General features: G+C 38.9%; 13 protein-coding genes and 1 pseudogene. 2 read left to right on the forward strand and 12 right to left on the reverse strand.

Annotated elements, in window-relative coordinates:
* Positions 1–122 precede the first annotated feature (122 nt).
* The 9 genes and pseudogenes from MKX62_RS23210 to MKX62_RS23250 all read right to left on the reverse strand — a co-directional run.
* Positions 123–473: pseudogene (locus MKX62_RS23210) on the reverse strand (transposase); the annotation flags it as partial.
* 123 nt (positions 474–596) lie between these two features.
* A complete protein-coding gene (locus MKX62_RS23215; RefSeq protein WP_340742470.1) occupies positions 597–1,055 on the reverse strand; it encodes an SRPBCC family protein in 459 nt (152 codons plus the stop codon).
* An 807-nt stretch (positions 1,056–1,862) separates the two neighbouring features.
* Positions 1,863–2,282: an SMI1/KNR4 family protein gene (locus MKX62_RS23220; protein WP_340742471.1), complete on the reverse strand. Its 420-nt coding sequence runs from the start codon at positions 2,280–2,282 to the stop codon at positions 1,863–1,865.
* On the reverse strand, positions 2,279–2,923 hold the full coding sequence (locus MKX62_RS23225; RefSeq protein WP_340742472.1) for an HNH/ENDO VII family nuclease: 645 nt from the start codon (positions 2,921–2,923) through the stop codon (positions 2,279–2,281). Before MKX62_RS23225 ends, MKX62_RS23220 begins: the two co-directional genes overlap by 4 nt.
* Positions 2,920–6,156, reverse strand: coding sequence for an ATP-binding protein (locus tag MKX62_RS23230; RefSeq protein ID WP_340742473.1), 3,237 nt, complete (start codon positions 6,154–6,156; stop codon positions 2,920–2,922). The genes MKX62_RS23225 and MKX62_RS23230 overlap by 4 nt, the downstream gene beginning before the upstream one ends.
* A gap of 81 nt (positions 6,157–6,237) precedes the next feature.
* The gene (locus MKX62_RS23235) at positions 6,238–6,711 is read right to left on the reverse strand and encodes a hypothetical protein (RefSeq protein WP_340742474.1); all 474 of its coding nucleotides are present in this window, start codon (positions 6,709–6,711) and stop codon (positions 6,238–6,240) included.
* A gap of 24 nt (positions 6,712–6,735) precedes the next feature.
* Entirely contained in the window at positions 6,736–9,003 is a 2,268-nt protein-coding gene (locus tag MKX62_RS23240; protein ID WP_340742475.1) for a dynamin family protein, read from the reverse strand.
* Positions 9,000–10,496: a dynamin family protein gene (locus tag MKX62_RS23245; RefSeq protein ID WP_340742476.1), complete on the reverse strand. Its 1,497-nt coding sequence runs from the start codon at positions 10,494–10,496 to the stop codon at positions 9,000–9,002. Before MKX62_RS23245 ends, MKX62_RS23240 begins: the two co-directional genes overlap by 4 nt.
* Positions 10,497–10,519: 23 nt before the next feature.
* Positions 10,520–11,494, reverse strand: coding sequence for a helix-turn-helix transcriptional regulator (locus MKX62_RS23250; RefSeq protein WP_340742477.1), 975 nt, complete (start codon positions 11,492–11,494; stop codon positions 10,520–10,522).
* A 533-nt stretch (positions 11,495–12,027) separates the two neighbouring features.
* Here MKX62_RS23250 and MKX62_RS23255 point away from each other — a divergent pair.
* Positions 12,028–12,345, forward strand: a complete 318-nt coding sequence (locus tag MKX62_RS23255) for a helix-turn-helix domain-containing protein (protein ID WP_340742478.1) — start codon at positions 12,028–12,030, stop codon at positions 12,343–12,345.
* 38 nt (positions 12,346–12,383) lie between these two features.
* On the forward strand, positions 12,384–13,073 hold the full coding sequence (locus tag MKX62_RS23260) for an IS3 family transposase (RefSeq protein WP_340742627.1): 690 nt from the start codon (positions 12,384–12,386) through the stop codon (positions 13,071–13,073).
* Positions 13,074–13,517: 444 nt separating this feature from the next.
* Here the strand turns inward: MKX62_RS23260 and MKX62_RS23265 are convergent, their stop codons facing one another.
* The 3 genes from MKX62_RS23265 to MKX62_RS23275 form a co-directional block, all read right to left on the reverse strand.
* Entirely contained in the window at positions 13,518–14,702 is a 1,185-nt protein-coding gene (locus MKX62_RS23265; RefSeq protein WP_340741403.1) for an IS256 family transposase, read from the reverse strand.
* 93 nt (positions 14,703–14,795) lie between these two features.
* Positions 14,796–15,407, reverse strand: a complete 612-nt coding sequence (locus MKX62_RS23270) for a type 1 glutamine amidotransferase family protein (protein WP_340742479.1) — start codon at positions 15,405–15,407, stop codon at positions 14,796–14,798.
* Between the two features lie 75 nt (positions 15,408–15,482).
* Complete coding sequence (locus MKX62_RS23275; RefSeq protein WP_340742628.1) at positions 15,483–16,445, reverse strand: helix-turn-helix transcriptional regulator; 963 nt, start codon at positions 16,443–16,445, stop codon at positions 15,483–15,485.
* Between the last annotated feature and the right edge of the window lie 336 nt (positions 16,446–16,781).

Consider the following 16,781-nt stretch of genomic DNA (forward strand, 5'->3'; position numbering starts at 1 on the left):
TGCCTGTGCACGAAACTTTCATGTTTGTTTCAACAATCGGATTTGTTTCATGGAGAAAAATCGGAATTGCGTTTGAATTGCGCGGTGCACAGGCAGCCAACATCTAAGACAACTTAGTGCTGTTAGGGCACGCTTTTTCCTTGGATTTTTCTGATCCAAGTATGCGACAACTTCCATAAAGCTCCTTTTAGATATCGACTGATCTGTAAATAGGTTCGTTTACTTTTGGTCTGTAGCTGCGCTAAAACATTTAAACAATTCACGATCATGGCGAGATAGACTTGATTATGTTCGTTTTCCTGACTTTGTCCATAGAACTTTTTGATAGTCAAATGCTGCTTCATCCATTTGAAAAATAGTTCTATGGCCCAGCGGGATTTGTACAGTTCCGCGATTCCATCCGCAGGCAAATCAAATCGGTTTTTAATCAGGTTCAGCAGATTGCCTTTGGAATCTAGCACTTTAAGAAGACGAACAATTCATATTTTAAAGTAATTATACTAAAAGCACAGAAAAATCACATAGGTATTGAATCACTTTGTATTATTATTGAATTGAGTTGTATTTACTGAATAGATACCTAAAATTAAGATCTATTAGTATTTCGTCGCTTCAGCAACCCTTTTCACCTTTTGAGCATGGCGGGCAATAAAATGGCTCATATACTTTTCCAAAAATAAATGATTAGCTACTTTTCCTAAAATGCCAAAAGGGGATTTATATGAGAAAGTATCTATCATGATTGTTTCTGTGCCCCTTTCAATGAATTCATGTCTATGTGTAAAAGAATGAAAGGCTCCATGAACCATGGCATCGGTGAATCTGTATGGCTTCACCATTTCAATGACTTGAGACGTTAATTTTTGTTTCAACCCTAAATGGGCCGTTTCCCAAGTAACGAAATCGCCACGCTCCATCAATCCAAACGTAATTCCTTCAATGGCTATTTGTTTCGTCAGCAACGTTTTCCCCGCATGAACTTCAACAGTTCTTGCAAAATCGAAACAAACTTGGATGGGAGCGTGGATTGAAATTTCATGTCTGATGATTGGCATGACGTCACCCTTTTCTGATTTACCAATATTGTGACGGTTCCTATGCGCAGTGTATGTATAACAATTCAATACGAAGCCGTCAATGATAGCTAGTATTGGATTTCAGGTTACATTTTATGCAATTTACCAGGCGTGCCAGCGTCTATTATAAATTTTCAAAAACCCAGCATCCATTTCTGAACACCAGGGCCTAAATCATTCATATGTATTTCTAAACATCCATCCCCCAGCCAAGTGGTGTGTGCCTGTGCACCAAACTTTCATTTTTGTTTCAACAATCGGATTTGTTTCATGGAGAAAAATCCGAATTGTGTTTGAATTGCGCGGTGCACAGGCAGCCAACATCCGAAAAAGTCAGTATGCGCGTTTTTGAGGGTATTTCGTCTCTATATGTTCAATCCTATCAGCCAACTTTTAACTACCTGTAAACGTCGGTTAAAGAAAAGCAAAGGAAAGCAAAGATTGCCGGATTCCAAACTAATAGAAATCCGTTTTGGAGAAGATTTCGCGATTGTAAACCCAATTACTAAAGAGCATTTTTAAGAAAAAATTCTAATGTATAAAAAAAAGAAACAATTCGTCATTTACGGACGTGTTTCCTTTTTTTGTTTCATTAGTGGTATAATCTATCTTTTTTTACTATTTATGAATACTATGCAACGCTAGTGTGGGGTGCCTGTACACGAAACTTTCATGTTTGTTTCAACGATCGGATTTGTTTAGCCATCACAGTTTCATGGAAGGAACAACCCAGAGTTGTGTTTGAATTGTGTGGTGCACAGGCAGCCATCACTAAGCTATAGATTATTAGGCAATTTCGTTGAACCGGTTAACGACATAATCTTCAAACGACAATCCAAGTGACGTCAACTTTTGTTCATTCATCGGGAGATACTCATGCATGTTATCCTGTCCATCACATACGATGTAATTTCCGCCATCCATACTTTCAATGATGACCACATCGTTTAGTCCGCCATAATTTTCCCGTGCCTTCTGTGTACGCACGACGAGATCTGAATACATCTTCTGGTTTTCATTCAATCCGTACAATTCTACAAATTTATAGATGAGGAAACCGTGATTCTTCAAATAGAATTTCAATTGTTGGCCGAATGAAAAACCTAGTGCTTCTTCCGCTTCACGAATCGTATCTACGCTCGGAAGTTTCAGACTTGCTACAATATCTGCTGCATGTTCTTCAACAAATCGATTGACTGAACTCATACGCCTGCCTCCTCAGCTGCGCGACTCTTCCAATGGTTTGGTCGCTCCACATTATTGTACTGATTATTTAATGAACTATCATTTCTCCAGCTCTCTGTTTCTTTCGTGTGCAATGTTTTATACTCTTTTCCATGCTCACTATCAGCAGTCAGCTCTGCAAACGGTGAATCAGCTTCTTGGCCGATATGATGCAACTCGATTTTTTCACCTGTCTTTGCATCAACTGGTGACAGTCCTTTTTCCATCAGTTCCTTATTTGTCATCCCCGTTTTCGGATCAACGTGATCCATGTCAATATCCCGGACTAGACAAGGGCGACCGTTCACTTCAACTTCTTTTAAACCTGCATCACGATACACTTCGTATTCTTCCCAACTGCTAATATGCTCAATAACTTCATCCGAATAGCCGCTCGTTTCTTTAATTTGAATCTTTTGCTCCTCAGTCAAGCCTTTGGTTACTTCCTGAATATCCACGTTTTCAGTTAGATGCATCTCTTTATAGATTGGAAGATTCGCTTCTTCGTAAGATACGATTGTTTCGGATTCCATATCAAATGCAAAGTTCGGAACATCCCCGCTACCTTTCACTAAATCTTGCTTCGGCATTTCAACAGTTTCCTTCATTAAAACCTCTATCATATGAACCGAACCTTCTTCCTGCTGTCCTCTACCCAATTGAAGTAAAATTCTTTGAAGCCAGGCCGTTCGATAGAGTGTAAATACAAGATGCTTTGTGTCATTGCACGCGCGAGTTCAGGATTGTCGATTGTAACGAATCTCTCGATCGCTGAGCCGATTTTTTCGTTATAGATCTCGAAGTCTTTCGAGTCCTTTGCATAGTTGATAAATTTTTCACCGTCCAAAAGTTGTGAAATGACAGATGACAATTCATGGAATTGATCCTGCTCCCAGTACGTAATCTTTTTCGTCTGTTCGAACTGATACAACTCCACTAGCAGTTCCTTTTTCAACTGTCGATTGATTGGTAGCGCCGTCAGCCACTGCTTCAATACGTCAGCTTCCTTCACTAAATCATCCACTTTTTTCTCTTCTGTAACCCTTCCGACTAATAGGATTTGCATCAGTAACCCCATTTTTTCTTTCCGCTCGATGAATGATTCGGCCGCATTATATTCGTGAATATAGCCTTGCGCTCCTTCATGCTCATCGATGGCACAGAGTATCGGTTGCAACCAGTTGTTCTGATAGATCACTGCGACACCTGTTCTTAGCTTTGGAATTTCATTGATCTGGTCTTCATTCAAACTCGCTGATGCACCGACATCTTCACGGTCTGAACCGTCGGGTAAACGAAGGATTATTTTTGTATTCGTATTACGTATTGCAGAGAAATCCAATAGATTAGGCGATTGATCGGCGATGATGAAGCCTTCCCCATACGTACGCATTTCAGCAATCGCATTTGTGATCATTTCCACAGATTTCCCCTGAAGATTCGATCCTTCTTGGGATTGCTCGCTTGACGTACGGCGCAATAAATGGTGAGCTTCCTCCAAAACGGTAATATGCTTGAGCTTTTGATTCATGCCGAGTAACTCGGCCATTCTATGCTCTTGCAGTCGCATGAATAGAATCCCCATCAGTAATGACTTCGTTTCCGATGAGCCAATCCGACTGAGATCGATAAGACAATTCTCATCGAATAAATGATGGTTTGGCGTCTCATCATCTGAGAATAGCTTTCCTACCAATCCGTTTGTCAGTGATTTGACCCTCGTTACCAGTGCGCCAACATAATTACTTTTCAGTTCCTCTGAATAAGCGGATTCATTAATGACAATCGGAAGAATTCTTAGCAAGTCATGTAATGTCGGGAAAATTGGTTCTTCCTCGATATGAATGGAGTTATCCAAATCCCATCCAACATGCTCATAAGTACGTTCAATGGAATCTTTCAACACCGCAGGCATTGCTGCATACATCGGCCAACAAGCATTGAAGATCTCGACGACGCGGTCAATATGTTCAAGCACATGAATCTCTTCATGGAACCTGAACGGGTTGATTTTGAACAACGGCGCATACTTCGAGTTCGTTCCAAAGACATGGACGTCTGACCGACCGCCAAATACTTGTTTATATTCTCCCTTTGCGGGTTCGATGACTAAGAACTTGACGCCTTTGTTATTTGCTTCAGCTAGGATTTTATAGACGGCATTTGATTTCCCTGCACCTGTTGAACCTGTGATGAACGTATGCATTGCCAAACTTTCCAAATCCAGATGGACTGCTGTGTTTTCCGGTTTCCCCATATGGAAAACTCGTCCTAGTTTCAAGCTCTTTTTATGCGCATCGTCCATATCGTAAGTCATCACATTCCGACCGAATTCCGCTGTTTCAACTACAGGTACCCCACTAATTGATTTTTGAGGAAGTCCAAATTGGATAGCAAGTTCTTTTCCACTGATCAATGAGCCCGGTGATACAAAAGGTAATCCCGAATCGAATTCGGTTTTATAATCAATCAATGGATGATGAAGCTTCTTCAAATAATTGCCGACTTCAAGAAGATTCTTTTTGTTCTGGTGATCCCATGTATTGATGAATGAATGCTCGACCGATGAATTTTCTCCACGCATAATCGCTTTATAATTACTTGCTGCCACACGCGCGGTCTGTGGATTTTCAGACAGGAAATAAGTAGCCGAATTCCACATTCCGAAGTCTTCGGATCCCCTTAATCGAACCAATTGTTCATCAATCTTTTCCAACAGATTCGATACAGATTTGTTTTCAAATTTCATGGACAAACTTCTCGTTTGGCCAGTCGTATTCGCTTCAGAGTCGTTTTCAGTCGTTGAAGTGGAGTCGGAATTTCCTTTTGTTGTCGAGCTACCCGTTGAAGTCGATGAGTTTGTCGAAACCGCTTCACTTTTGTTTTCGCCTTTGGTTTTATTACCAATCAAACCACCGATTGTTCCACCTGCGACAGCTACACCTACAGCCGCTATCGGGTTCACTGCCAGCAATGCCATTCCAGCTATAGCAGCTCCTGCAGTCAGTCCCATTCCAGGACTTCTTGAAGTAGAATTGTTCGTGCCTGTCGTAGTCGTATCAGATTGGCCTTGAGTATAATTATGCGTGTCTGACAGACTTTCGTTGACTGTATGGGTAAATCCTTTAGTAATTCCCTCTGTTACAGTTTGGCTATCACTCTCGCCAAAACTAAGTTCGGATGATTGAAATGGAACGAGTTGAGAATACAGTTTTTCGTACCCTTGACGGATTGTGGATATCTGCTGATAGTTCACTGAATCTGCGACAAATACGGCTGAAAACTTTTCTCCTCTCATTGCGTCAATCAGTTTCTCAATCCCTTGGACAAATTTCGTTTTGTCTTCATCTTTTAAAGAAGGGATGCCCGAAACGGATGAAATGACTTTCTCTGTTGAGGTCAAATCAGACGTGAATATCTTATCAATCACATTTTCAATTTCCGTGTTGCGCAGACTCCTGATTTCGCTTCCGGGGAAATTCCCCGCAAAACTTTTTTCAAGTGCCTCTTTTGCTGGGTTTGCAAATTGGTCACTCGTTCTTGAACGAATCCCAACATAAAGGTCTGTATGATCGCCGTCGCTATCAATCATGAATAAGAGCGTGCTGTCCATATTGCCAATTGTGTTGAAGACTGTCGCCAGTTTGTCCAAGTTATTTTCGTTTTTATCGTAGACGAGCTTATTGACTTTGAACAGGCGCACATTGTTCTGAGTGCTGAACGCCTGAATTTCTTTCGGCATTGTGGCTACATTGCATTTAGCCAGTTCACTCAGATAATTTTTCTCCACAAATTCATTGGATAATACATACGCTTGCTGGAGTTCCTCTTGTTTCCTTATATCCAATTGTTGCATGAACATCTCATCCCATCTATTTTTTCGTAGTTTGCATTAAGTTCATCTGGTAATCTACCGCTTGTTGCTTTTTAAGCCTGCTTATTTTTTGTTCATCAAGATGACGATTATTGCCGCTACTGCCAACAGTCCGATTCCGCCGATTAGTATCGGCGTTAACTTTCCCAAGTCATTACCCTGTTTTACATTTTTTCTATCGTCAGGTTCTGTATGTGTGAATGGTTGTTGACTCAGCGGCACAGCTTTACCATGTACGTTCTTTCCGACTTCAAGCGTATGTTGGAAACGCTTCTCTGAAAAGTTCGTCATCAGTTGGGCTTGCAGGAGACCAAAATATGCTTCATCCCAGTCTGCCCTCTCTTTGAATGGACGGTCATCATGTTGTTGCCAAAGATCAGCAATCCCATTTTGTTCAACATACTGAACCGCCGGGCGTATTTCACCTCTTGTATCTGCCGGGTCACTTACCATATAGCTAGATATAGCACTCCTAATATGACGCAAGTTATGATTGGATATTGCTTCTTTCAAAATCTGATCTGGTGTGAATTGCATATGAAAAACCTCCATTTTACTAGTTTATATTTCTAGGATTCTATCCAATTGTGCTACTAGATCGTTTAACCAACTTTTCTTTTCTTCATTGATTTTGATTTGTTGTGCTAAGAATTGTTCACCTTTGGCGAGCTCTTTGATTTCAGCTACTTTTTCACTTAACTTACCATCCAATATATCCAGCTCCTGGACGAATCGGTCGCGCAACATGGTTTTTTGTTCCTCAAGATGTTCAAGGGCATTGTGTATATTGTCATCCAGTGACTGCTTGACAGGGCTTATAAACTCATTTCTGAGCTTGATGCCATCGACATATTCTACAATTCCATACTCATCCTCTTCATATGATTTGGATTGAGTCCAAGTCCATGGCTTGTACCATTTCTTACTGTCGTTATATACTGTTCTCGTTCCTACTACCTCTTCTTTAGAAAACGTATGTTGTGATACGAGTTCATCAACTCCCGGCAATGATGCAGTCAACAGCTTCACTTGATCGAACTTCATTGAGTCCATGCCTGTCTGATCGACTATTTCTTTGACATAGGATTTGTACTCTGCAACCAACTTCTCAGCGCTTGTCGTCATGTACTCTGCTGTAATCTTTTCCAAATCAGTCAACACATCACTTTGCAAGGCGTCGATTTTCTTCCTGCTCTTAGTGATCTTGCTATTCGCTTCATTCTTCGAGATTTTCGAATCGTTGAAGACATTTGAAATGGAAGTGAGTTCCTGTTGGATTTTCCCTTGAACCCGCTCAATATCATCTGTTATATCGATATCCAGTTGTTGAATTTTCTCTTTTAATATAAATGCCTTCTTCCCGTCTGCTAGAATCTTCTCGATCCGGGTCATCTGCTCATGCATGTTTTGACGTTCTTCTTTGTTCCGTTCCAACTCTTCCATCAAGCTTTGAACCATCTGTTGGTCTTCAATGATTTTTTGGAACGTTGTAATTGCGTTCGATATTTTTGAAGTAAGTGCATACTTTTCCAAATATTCATTTATGGCAACTTCAATAGCCGGTAAGCCACTGTGATAAAGCGCTTCGGTATGGGCATCTCCCTCGGCTTTGGCATTTGAAATCGACGCTTGGATATGGTTTTTCGCGCTTCTGCTAATCGGGCTATATTGGTTCAAGTGCAGTTTCGGTTCTTCTGCAAAGAATACCGAGTCATTAAAAGTACTCTTTTGTTTTCTAGTCAATTCAAGACCATTCTGTTGCATCCTAATCACTTTCGCCACTTCTGCCGATACCGGGAATATATTAGGGTTTTTAATACCGTGTTTTGCCAGATATTCTTTCACGTTTTCAAGAATTTCCCCGACGTCTTCCCCGTTGTCCGGATCAAATTGATCGACTTTATTTACCGCAAATATGAAACGGTCCTTGGACTGCTTACCACCTACACGCATTTGGTCGGCAACCGCAGTAAGTAATGTGTTGTCATCATCTGTACTTAGGTTTGTACCGTTCAATACGTACAGAACCATCGGCTTTGAATCGTTCTTGATGACACGGTATGTGTGATCCCGATGGGCGGAGTTCATTGAATTATTAGGTCCTGGTGTGTCGACTAATACAAGATTCATATCATACGATTCGATTCCCGGGATGTTCCCTGTAATTTTAATCGTCGATACTTCTTCATTTTCATTGAAGCGTTGCATGTCTTCATCTGTAATCTGCGTTTCGCCAATGATTTCATTGCCAAAGCGATCGTAACAAGCTCCGATAAAACCTTCACGATCTTTTTCATTTTTTATCTGGGCGATAACTGCCGTACACGCTTCGTTTTTGGAAGGCATCAGTTCCACACCTAACATGGCATTAATCAGCGTGGATTTACCAGAGCTCATCGTAGCTATGACACCAATTTCAAACTCGGAGTTGACGGCTTTCTCAAAGTCCTTCTGAATTCTTTCATCCTTCAGCGCTTCAAATGGGCCACTCTGCATATGCTTAACAATTTTTGATAGTTCTTTGATTTTGTCCTCTGTTTCTTTCGCTTGAATATGCTCAAGGCTTATGTGGGTTCCCTTTGTTTCATTGAAATGACGGCACACCTCTTCCAGATCTTCAAAATCGGGTGTAGTACCTTGGAATACGATCGTAAATGTATCTTCATTCAGTATGTCATCCATAAGGATCGGAATGATTTGTTCCACCCACACTTGAAAACGTTCATTCTTGAACTGGCTCAATACCCCTGTCTCTACAAGATTGTTTTCATCGTAAATAATGGCTGTCTCCACTGTAAATGGATTATAGGTAATATGTATCGTTGTCATTTGGCTATGTTCTCCTTCAAGTCAATTTGCTGATTGTTATCGGCCACTTCTTGTAAGCTATGGATGACGGCATAGTATCCACTGTTTTCCAGCGCCTGCTTGAGTGGTTCTTTATCTTGTCCCACTTCCACTGCTCCAATATCGATTAGCATAGAACTCTGACGCGTAGCAAGTATTTTCAGTGAATATGCTTCATCTTGGTATACATCTGCATAATAGTTTACATTCAACTTTTCTTTTCTTGTGAATTCACCGTCTCCCAGTGCTTTTTGAAGCAGAAAAGCAGCTCTAGATGAATATGGAATGATTGTTGCGTCTCTTATCCCCAAAGAAGCTAGATAATTTCCCGCCGACTCGATGACGCCTTGTATCGACTCATCCGCTTCCATATCGATTTCATCCATCCGGTTCAGGATATAGGTAATGCGGTTTCCCCACTGTTTTTCTGGAATCCCCTTCAATACTTTGCTCAGCAATAAACGATCATCATCCGTCCCCAAGTTAGCAGCATTCAATACGTAATAGATATGACTGTCCTTGTTGGCATTCAGCAACTCGAATGTCACATCCGAATGTTGCCTGTCCATTGAATTATTCGGTCCAGGCGTATCGATGATTGTCATAGGAGCATTCAATGGTAAGAAGCTGTTAAAGCGACCTTCAATGTGAATACTTCCAGCTTTCTCATCTTCATTCCACGCAATCAGATGATTTTTATCGATAAAGCTATCAAATGTAGTTGTAGACCCTGTTTTAAAGCCTATGTAAAATGGCAATTCGTGACGGCTCGTCAATGCTATCGATTTCGCGGTGCATGCCTCATTTTTACTTGGAAGCAAATCCTCACCAATAATACTGTTGATGAAAGTAGACTTACCTGCACTCATTGTCGCTACTACAAGAATTGGAGTCTTAGCAATATCAGCTGTTGCCTTCTTTGCGCATATCTCATCTGAAAAGTACGTAAGATCACGCAATTCACCGTGTTCTTCTAACGACTTCTTTGCGCTTGCCAAATCTTCTTTGTTCAGGTTTTCAATGAATGATAGAATCACGTCGAATATTTCTTCTTTAACTTTCAAATAGGTCTTGATTTCCTCGAAAAAACTTGTGCCTCCGATATTTTTATTGATGAGCATGATATGAGTGATAAAAACATACTTATAGTTTCTTTTATACAATCTCCAACGCGTGAAGGAATAATAATTCTTCCGAATGGCTTTCAACTTCACCAAAACGTCTTTCACGCTCTTTATACTGCTTTCTTCAACTACTTTTGCATAATCTTCGTCTGAAATACCGAAGCGATGCTTGTACACTTTCATCGATGCCGATAAATATGGTACAAATTCAACATTCTGTTCAAGAACTGCATGCAAAAGAGTAAAATAATAATATTTTGTTATGTAATCCTCTTTCACTATGGGATGCTTTTCACTGAATAACGTGCATAAGTTATACTGAATTTGCTCATTTCCGTTTAATTTGCACATGTGGATTTCTCTCCTAAAAACATTTAATGATAATTATTTGCCATTTTGTTCACCATTTCAGTCATTTCAAGTCTGAATTCTTCGGGATGTAAAACTTCAACACTATCCCCCTGACTTAATAGCCACATTTTTATTCCCTTGCCGTATACTTCCGCTTCGAAAACAACAGCCTTTCCACTCTTCGATAAGACTTTAGCTGTCGGCAATCTATCCAAAACAGCTTGAGGTGAAAATCCTGTAAAACGGAATCTGATGGTCATCAATTCTCCAGTATGCATAAACTGAACCCTTTTTCGGAATTCTCCTTCTTGGAAACGTTCGCTATATGGTAATTTAAAGTGGGAATTAATGACTGTACACTCTTTTATACGATCAAGACGATAAATGGTCGGGAAATCGAAATCCTGACTTGTCTGATAAGCAATCATATAAAAATAAAACTCCGAAAATAACAATCCTACAGGTTTCAATAATCGTTCTGCAGCTTTTTCGTCGTTCTCCCGCTTATACTGAAGCTTAATCAGCTGTTTCCTATGGACTGCCTTTGCCAGCTTCCAATGTAAAGTAAGAAGAGATTGATCATATTGTAATTCTTCATATAAATGCTTTTCATTCTGCAGGAAGACCGTTATGAATTTACGTTCAGCAGGATCTGCCATTCGTGTAAGTTTCGTAAGAACTTCAAACATTTCTTCTTTAAGGAATGCACGTGATTCAAGGAGCACCTTTATTATCGCAAGTATTTCTTCTTTATGTATAGCGGAACCATTTATCCTATCCAATCGATATACGTTGTCTTCACGATCATATTCCAAGTACTCGTTCATTTTTGAAGTTTCAAGAAACCTGCGAATTTTTTCGATATCTCTTTGAATAGTCTTTTCATTCACTTGAAATACTCCAGCTTCATCCCTCTTGGATATAGAATGCCCACAACAAAGACGCTCGTACATTGATAAAACACGAATAACTTGATCGTTTTGTGTACCGATATTCATCCCCTACATTCTATGTGAAACTGTTTAACTTCTTTACCTCTTTACTTCTACAATAATACCTACCCAGATGGACACTCTATGTCCATCCTGAATACCCAATAAAAAATAAATGAATATAAGTAAAATTTACTACTAAGTACAAGAAAGTAATCCTTACGTATTACATTATAGCGAATATTAATAAGAATAACGATATATCTCCAAAATAAACTTTTAGGTGAATTTACCTCCAGTATATCGATTCCCAATTATTCTTATCGCAATAGAATATAATAAAAACCGAATCCCAGTTAAGCGGAATCCGGTTCACCTGTTCTGTAGAAGAAATCGAAAACTTTCAAGATAGCTTAAAAAGGCACTAGCGTTGCATAGTATTCATAAATAGGAAAAAAAGATAGATTATACCACTAATGAAAGAAAAAAAGGAAACACGTCCGTAAATGACGAATGGACTAACCTAAATTATTGAGACAATATAAAACACCTTCGGAGTGGACACTTGTAAAATGTACTTACATCGGAGGTGTTATTGCATGGGCAAAAACGTATATTCAAGCGAAGTTAAATGGGCTGTTGTTAAAGAAAAATTAAGTGGTGAATTGACGAACAAGGAGATTATGGAGAAGTACGGAATTAAAAATGATTCACAGATTAAGACTTGGATGAAATGGTACCGCGCGAATGAAATTTATCGATTTGATCAGCCAATCGGTAAACAATATACTTTTGGTCACGGTCCTGAGTTAGCCAGTGAAGACGACAAGCGGGAACGTCAACTATCTCATTTGAAGATGGAAAATGAAATTCTAAAAAAGTACATGGAGATCGAAAGGGAGTTAAACAGGAAATAGTTCTACAGATTGTCGAGAAACTTAAAAAGAAGTATACGATTACAGCCATCTTGTCCGCGTTAGGAGTACCACGAGCGAACTATTATAGATGGCGTCTTCAAGGTATCGATAAGTCGCTTTCAGTAGAAGAGGAAGCCATTATGGAACTGTGTAAAAGCACTAGGTATCGGAATGGTCATCGAAAAATAAAGGCTATGTTGAAGCAGAACTATGACATAGAGTTGAATCGCAATACAGTTCAGAACCTCATGCAAAAACATAACTTACAGTGTCGTATCAAGCCAAAACGGAAGTGGAAATCCCAAGGTGAAAGTATCATAATTGCCCCTAATCTTCTTAAACGTAATTTCACAGCTAGTGAACCGAACAAGAAGTGGATGACAGACATCACATATATCCAGTATGGCAGTACTACAAAATATCTTTCGACCATTATGAATCTAGTCAATAACGAAATTGTTGCGTACAAATTATACGATCATCAACAGACGCCCCTCGTCATTGACACGTTAAAGGAGGCGCTGGCTGTCCGTAATTACCCTGAAGGTGTGATTGTGCATTCAGATCAAGGAAGTGTTTACACATCATATGCGTACCAGGCCTGCATTAAAGATAACGACCTTGTCAGCAGTATGTCGCGTAATTATGTGGTGCCTGTGCACGAAACTTTCATATTTGTTTCAACAATCGGATTTGTTGCATGGAGAAAAAATCGGAATTGTGTTTGAATTGCGCGGTGCACAGGCAGCCATGACTATAAGATAAATGATTTTATTTGATAATCTAACATTTGTCACTTCAAGAGATATTTATCATTAATTTAAAGTGCTATTTTGCAAATCTAACTTTAAAAGAGGTACCTGTGTCAGCCACAAAGACACACAATTCGCACACTCAAGTAATTATACAAACAGTATAGAAAAATCGCATAGGCATTAATTTACTTTGTATTATTATAGAATTGTATTGTATTGTATTTACTGAATAGGTACCTAAAATTAAGGAAATTCCAAATTAAAAAGCCCAGCTTCTCTACAAATCAAAATAGAGAAATTGAGCTTTTCAGTTACTTCATTTATTTATTGAATTCATTAACTGGAAGAAGTATTCGGGAGTGTCAATATTTATGTGTAAATGACAATCGGACCTCTTCTTAATGATCATCACACTTTTTATTCTTTCACTTCAAACATCTCAGCCAGCTCTGCGCGTGCTTGATCGAAACCGATATGGCATCGTGTGGAGAAACGTTGGTTGTACTCTTCAAACTGCGAGACTAGGAAGCGTTCGAGTGCTTCTTCGTTCGGAAACTGCTCTTTGCGCTTTGTATATTTCTTGATTTGCTTGTTAAATGACTCGATTAAATTCGTTGAGTATATGCTTCGCCAAATTGACTTTGGAAAGCTGTAGAAGGTAAGTAGATGGTCATTTGTAGCGAGTGATTTTGTCACCTTTGGGTATGATTTTTTCCACTTTTCACAGAAATTATCTAACGCGACTTGCCCAGCTTCCTGATTATCAGCTCGGTAAACCGTTTTGAAGTCATCACAAATCTCAGCACGGTCTTCAACACGTACTTTATGTGAAATATTGCGCGCCACATGCACTAAACATGTTTGGAATTGCGCTTTAGGAAATACGCTTGTAATCGTGTCAACCATACCTGTTAAGCCGTCTGAAAGGAATAGAAGGACTTCTTCAACGCCACGCTCTTTTGTTTCTAGTAAGAGCTCTTTCCAATTAAATGCTGATTCTGTTGGAGCGATTGTGTAAGCAATTACTTCTTTTGATCCATCTTCACGAATGCCCACAGCTATATAAACAGCCTCTTTAGAGACCGTTTCACGTCGAACAGAAATATAGGTTGCGTCTAAATAAACACAGACGTAGCGCGCACTGAGTTTCCTTTTAGTAAAGGCCTCTACTTGTTCACCCACTACCTGTGTCATATTAGATATTGTTTGACGTGTGTAATGATGGCCATACATTTTTTCGATTAAATCGGCAATTTCCGACATGGTCACGCCTTTTTGAAACATGTGAATGACAAATGATTCAAGTGTATCATTTGACCGCTTATAAGGTGCGACTGTCTGTTGTTTAAACTCGCCGTTGCGATCACGGGGAATTGTGATTTGGAGGTCACCATATTCCGTGTGTAGCGTTCTTTCATATGAACCATTACGTGAATTACCTGAATTAAAACCGATTCGGTCGTATTTTTCATAATCTAAAAAAGCCGTCAGCTCCGTGGCGAGCAGCGCATTTACCGCTGTTTCTAAATGCGAACGAAAAACTTCGGTAATATCTTGTTTTTGGACTAGTGCTTGGACAATATCTGCTGTAAACTGAGTCATAGGGAAGACCTCTTTTCTAGGATTGGTTGTGGTGACTTAATTCTACCAAGAAAAGGTCTTCCTTTTTGTATTTATTCATTTACACAAGATATTTTACACTCTCAAGTATTCAGGTTTATGAGTCTTATTTAGGTTATACCATGAATGCAATGTATCTGGTGCAAATACATCTATTTTTTTCAGTACCTCCATCGCAAATTCCAGAGGAGCTATTCCTGATGCAGTAACTAAATTCGCATCAGATACCGCAGATCCCAACTCGTAGAATTTTTCTCCTTTATAGTTAGGACATACTATTTTAGTATATTCTAAGTTATTACTTGTATGCTTTCTAGTATCTAAGTATCCCATATTCGCGAGGCCCTCAGTTGCACCACAAATTGCAGCAACAAAAGTGCCAAGCTTTAAAGCTTGACCAATTCTTTCCAAGATAGGTTGATGAATTTCTTCACTCCAAGTAGTCCCTCCTGGTAAAATTAAAAGATTTTTACTCTCAAGCGTACATTCATCAAGGGAAATATCTGGTTTTATGCTCAGTCCTCCCATAGTAGTAATCATTTCTTTATTAGCTCCTACTGTAATTACTTTTAAAGGTGCTAAATCTTTTTTGAAATATCTTCCTGAGTTTAGTTCAGCAATTAAATATCCATATTCCCAGTCCGACATTGTATTAAATACATATAGAAAAACTTTTTTTATTTGCATCCAATAACACTCCAATCACATTTGATATATCCAACTATAACATTACTTCCCTGACACCTAGCGTCAGGGAAGTAATCAAATTTGATGAAATTTTATTAATTCCGACAGAACTTCAATAAGTCTTTTCTTAAGACTTATTGGCTCAATAACTTTAATAGATTTATTGTACGGTAAAAGCAAATAAGGTACATATGTATGTATCACATCTTCTTCAAGAAGAAAAACTGCTTGATTTGAAGTCCGTTCTTGTAAATAATGTCCCAAAAACCAATGTTGGCAAATATCAGCCAATACACTTTTATCCCCATTAATAACCAAAGGAATAATCCCTTCCTTATCTTCTATAGTTGGAAGAAGATTTTTTATAAAAAAGTCACGTGCTGAAAAATTTTCTGGCCTGTTAAACTTATTTTCGGTTAGCATTAGACTTTCAATTCGATCTACTCTAAAACTACGGATATCATTCCTAAGATGACAAAATCCAATCACATACCATTTATTATTCCAATAGATAATTCTGTACGGATCGACCAATCTATAATTCAATTGCTTTTCGCCACTTTTATGGTAAAGAATATTTACTGAGTACCCGTCAGCTACTGCCTGCTCCAACTCCTTCAAAAAAGGTTCAATAGAGAGTGAACTTAATCGACTTATTACTTCAAGACTAGTTAAATGTTGGTTTATCTTTGTTTCCTGCTCTTGATTTGAGTATTTACTTAGTTTTGAAATGGCCCGATTTAGTGCTTCACCTCCATAATATCCGGCTTCTTCTGCAAAAACAGCAGCGTGAAATAGTGAAGTTTGCTCCTTAAAATCAAAAAAAAGAGGAGCCTCAATAAAATTGTTCAATAAAGTGTATCCACCGTTATGTCCTGGTTCTGAAATTATAGGTACGCCACTTGTTGAAATCGTATCAATATAACGATACACAGTCCTTATATTCATCTCTAACTTTTCTGAAATTTGTTTTGCAGTAATTTTTTCACCTGAACGAAGCATCCATAGAATCGCTAAAATATTGTCAATTTTAGGAATATAATCCCACCTCTATATGAAATTTATTTTCTATATGTCACCTTTAGGCTGGGAACATATTAATTTGCTAGGAGAATACCATTTTAATTCGGAGAAAGTGATCTCATTAGATTATTTAAGACCACTGAAACTTTCTTAACGTTGTTAAAAACGGGAAAATCGTCAAGAAAATAGGCTTAGCGTTGTAAATCCGCGTTTTCCTGACGGTACCCCAGATAGACGTAAAAAGAGGTACCTGTGTCAGACACAATGACGAACAATTCCCGCATTCAAGTAATTATACAAAAAATAAAGGAAAACCGCATAGGTATTGATTTATTTTGTATTATTATGCAA

Source organism: Sporosarcina sp. FSL K6-5500 (genome assembly GCF_038005665.1).
Classification (GTDB): domain Bacteria; phylum Bacillota; class Bacilli; order Bacillales_A; family Planococcaceae; genus Sporosarcina; species Sporosarcina psychrophila.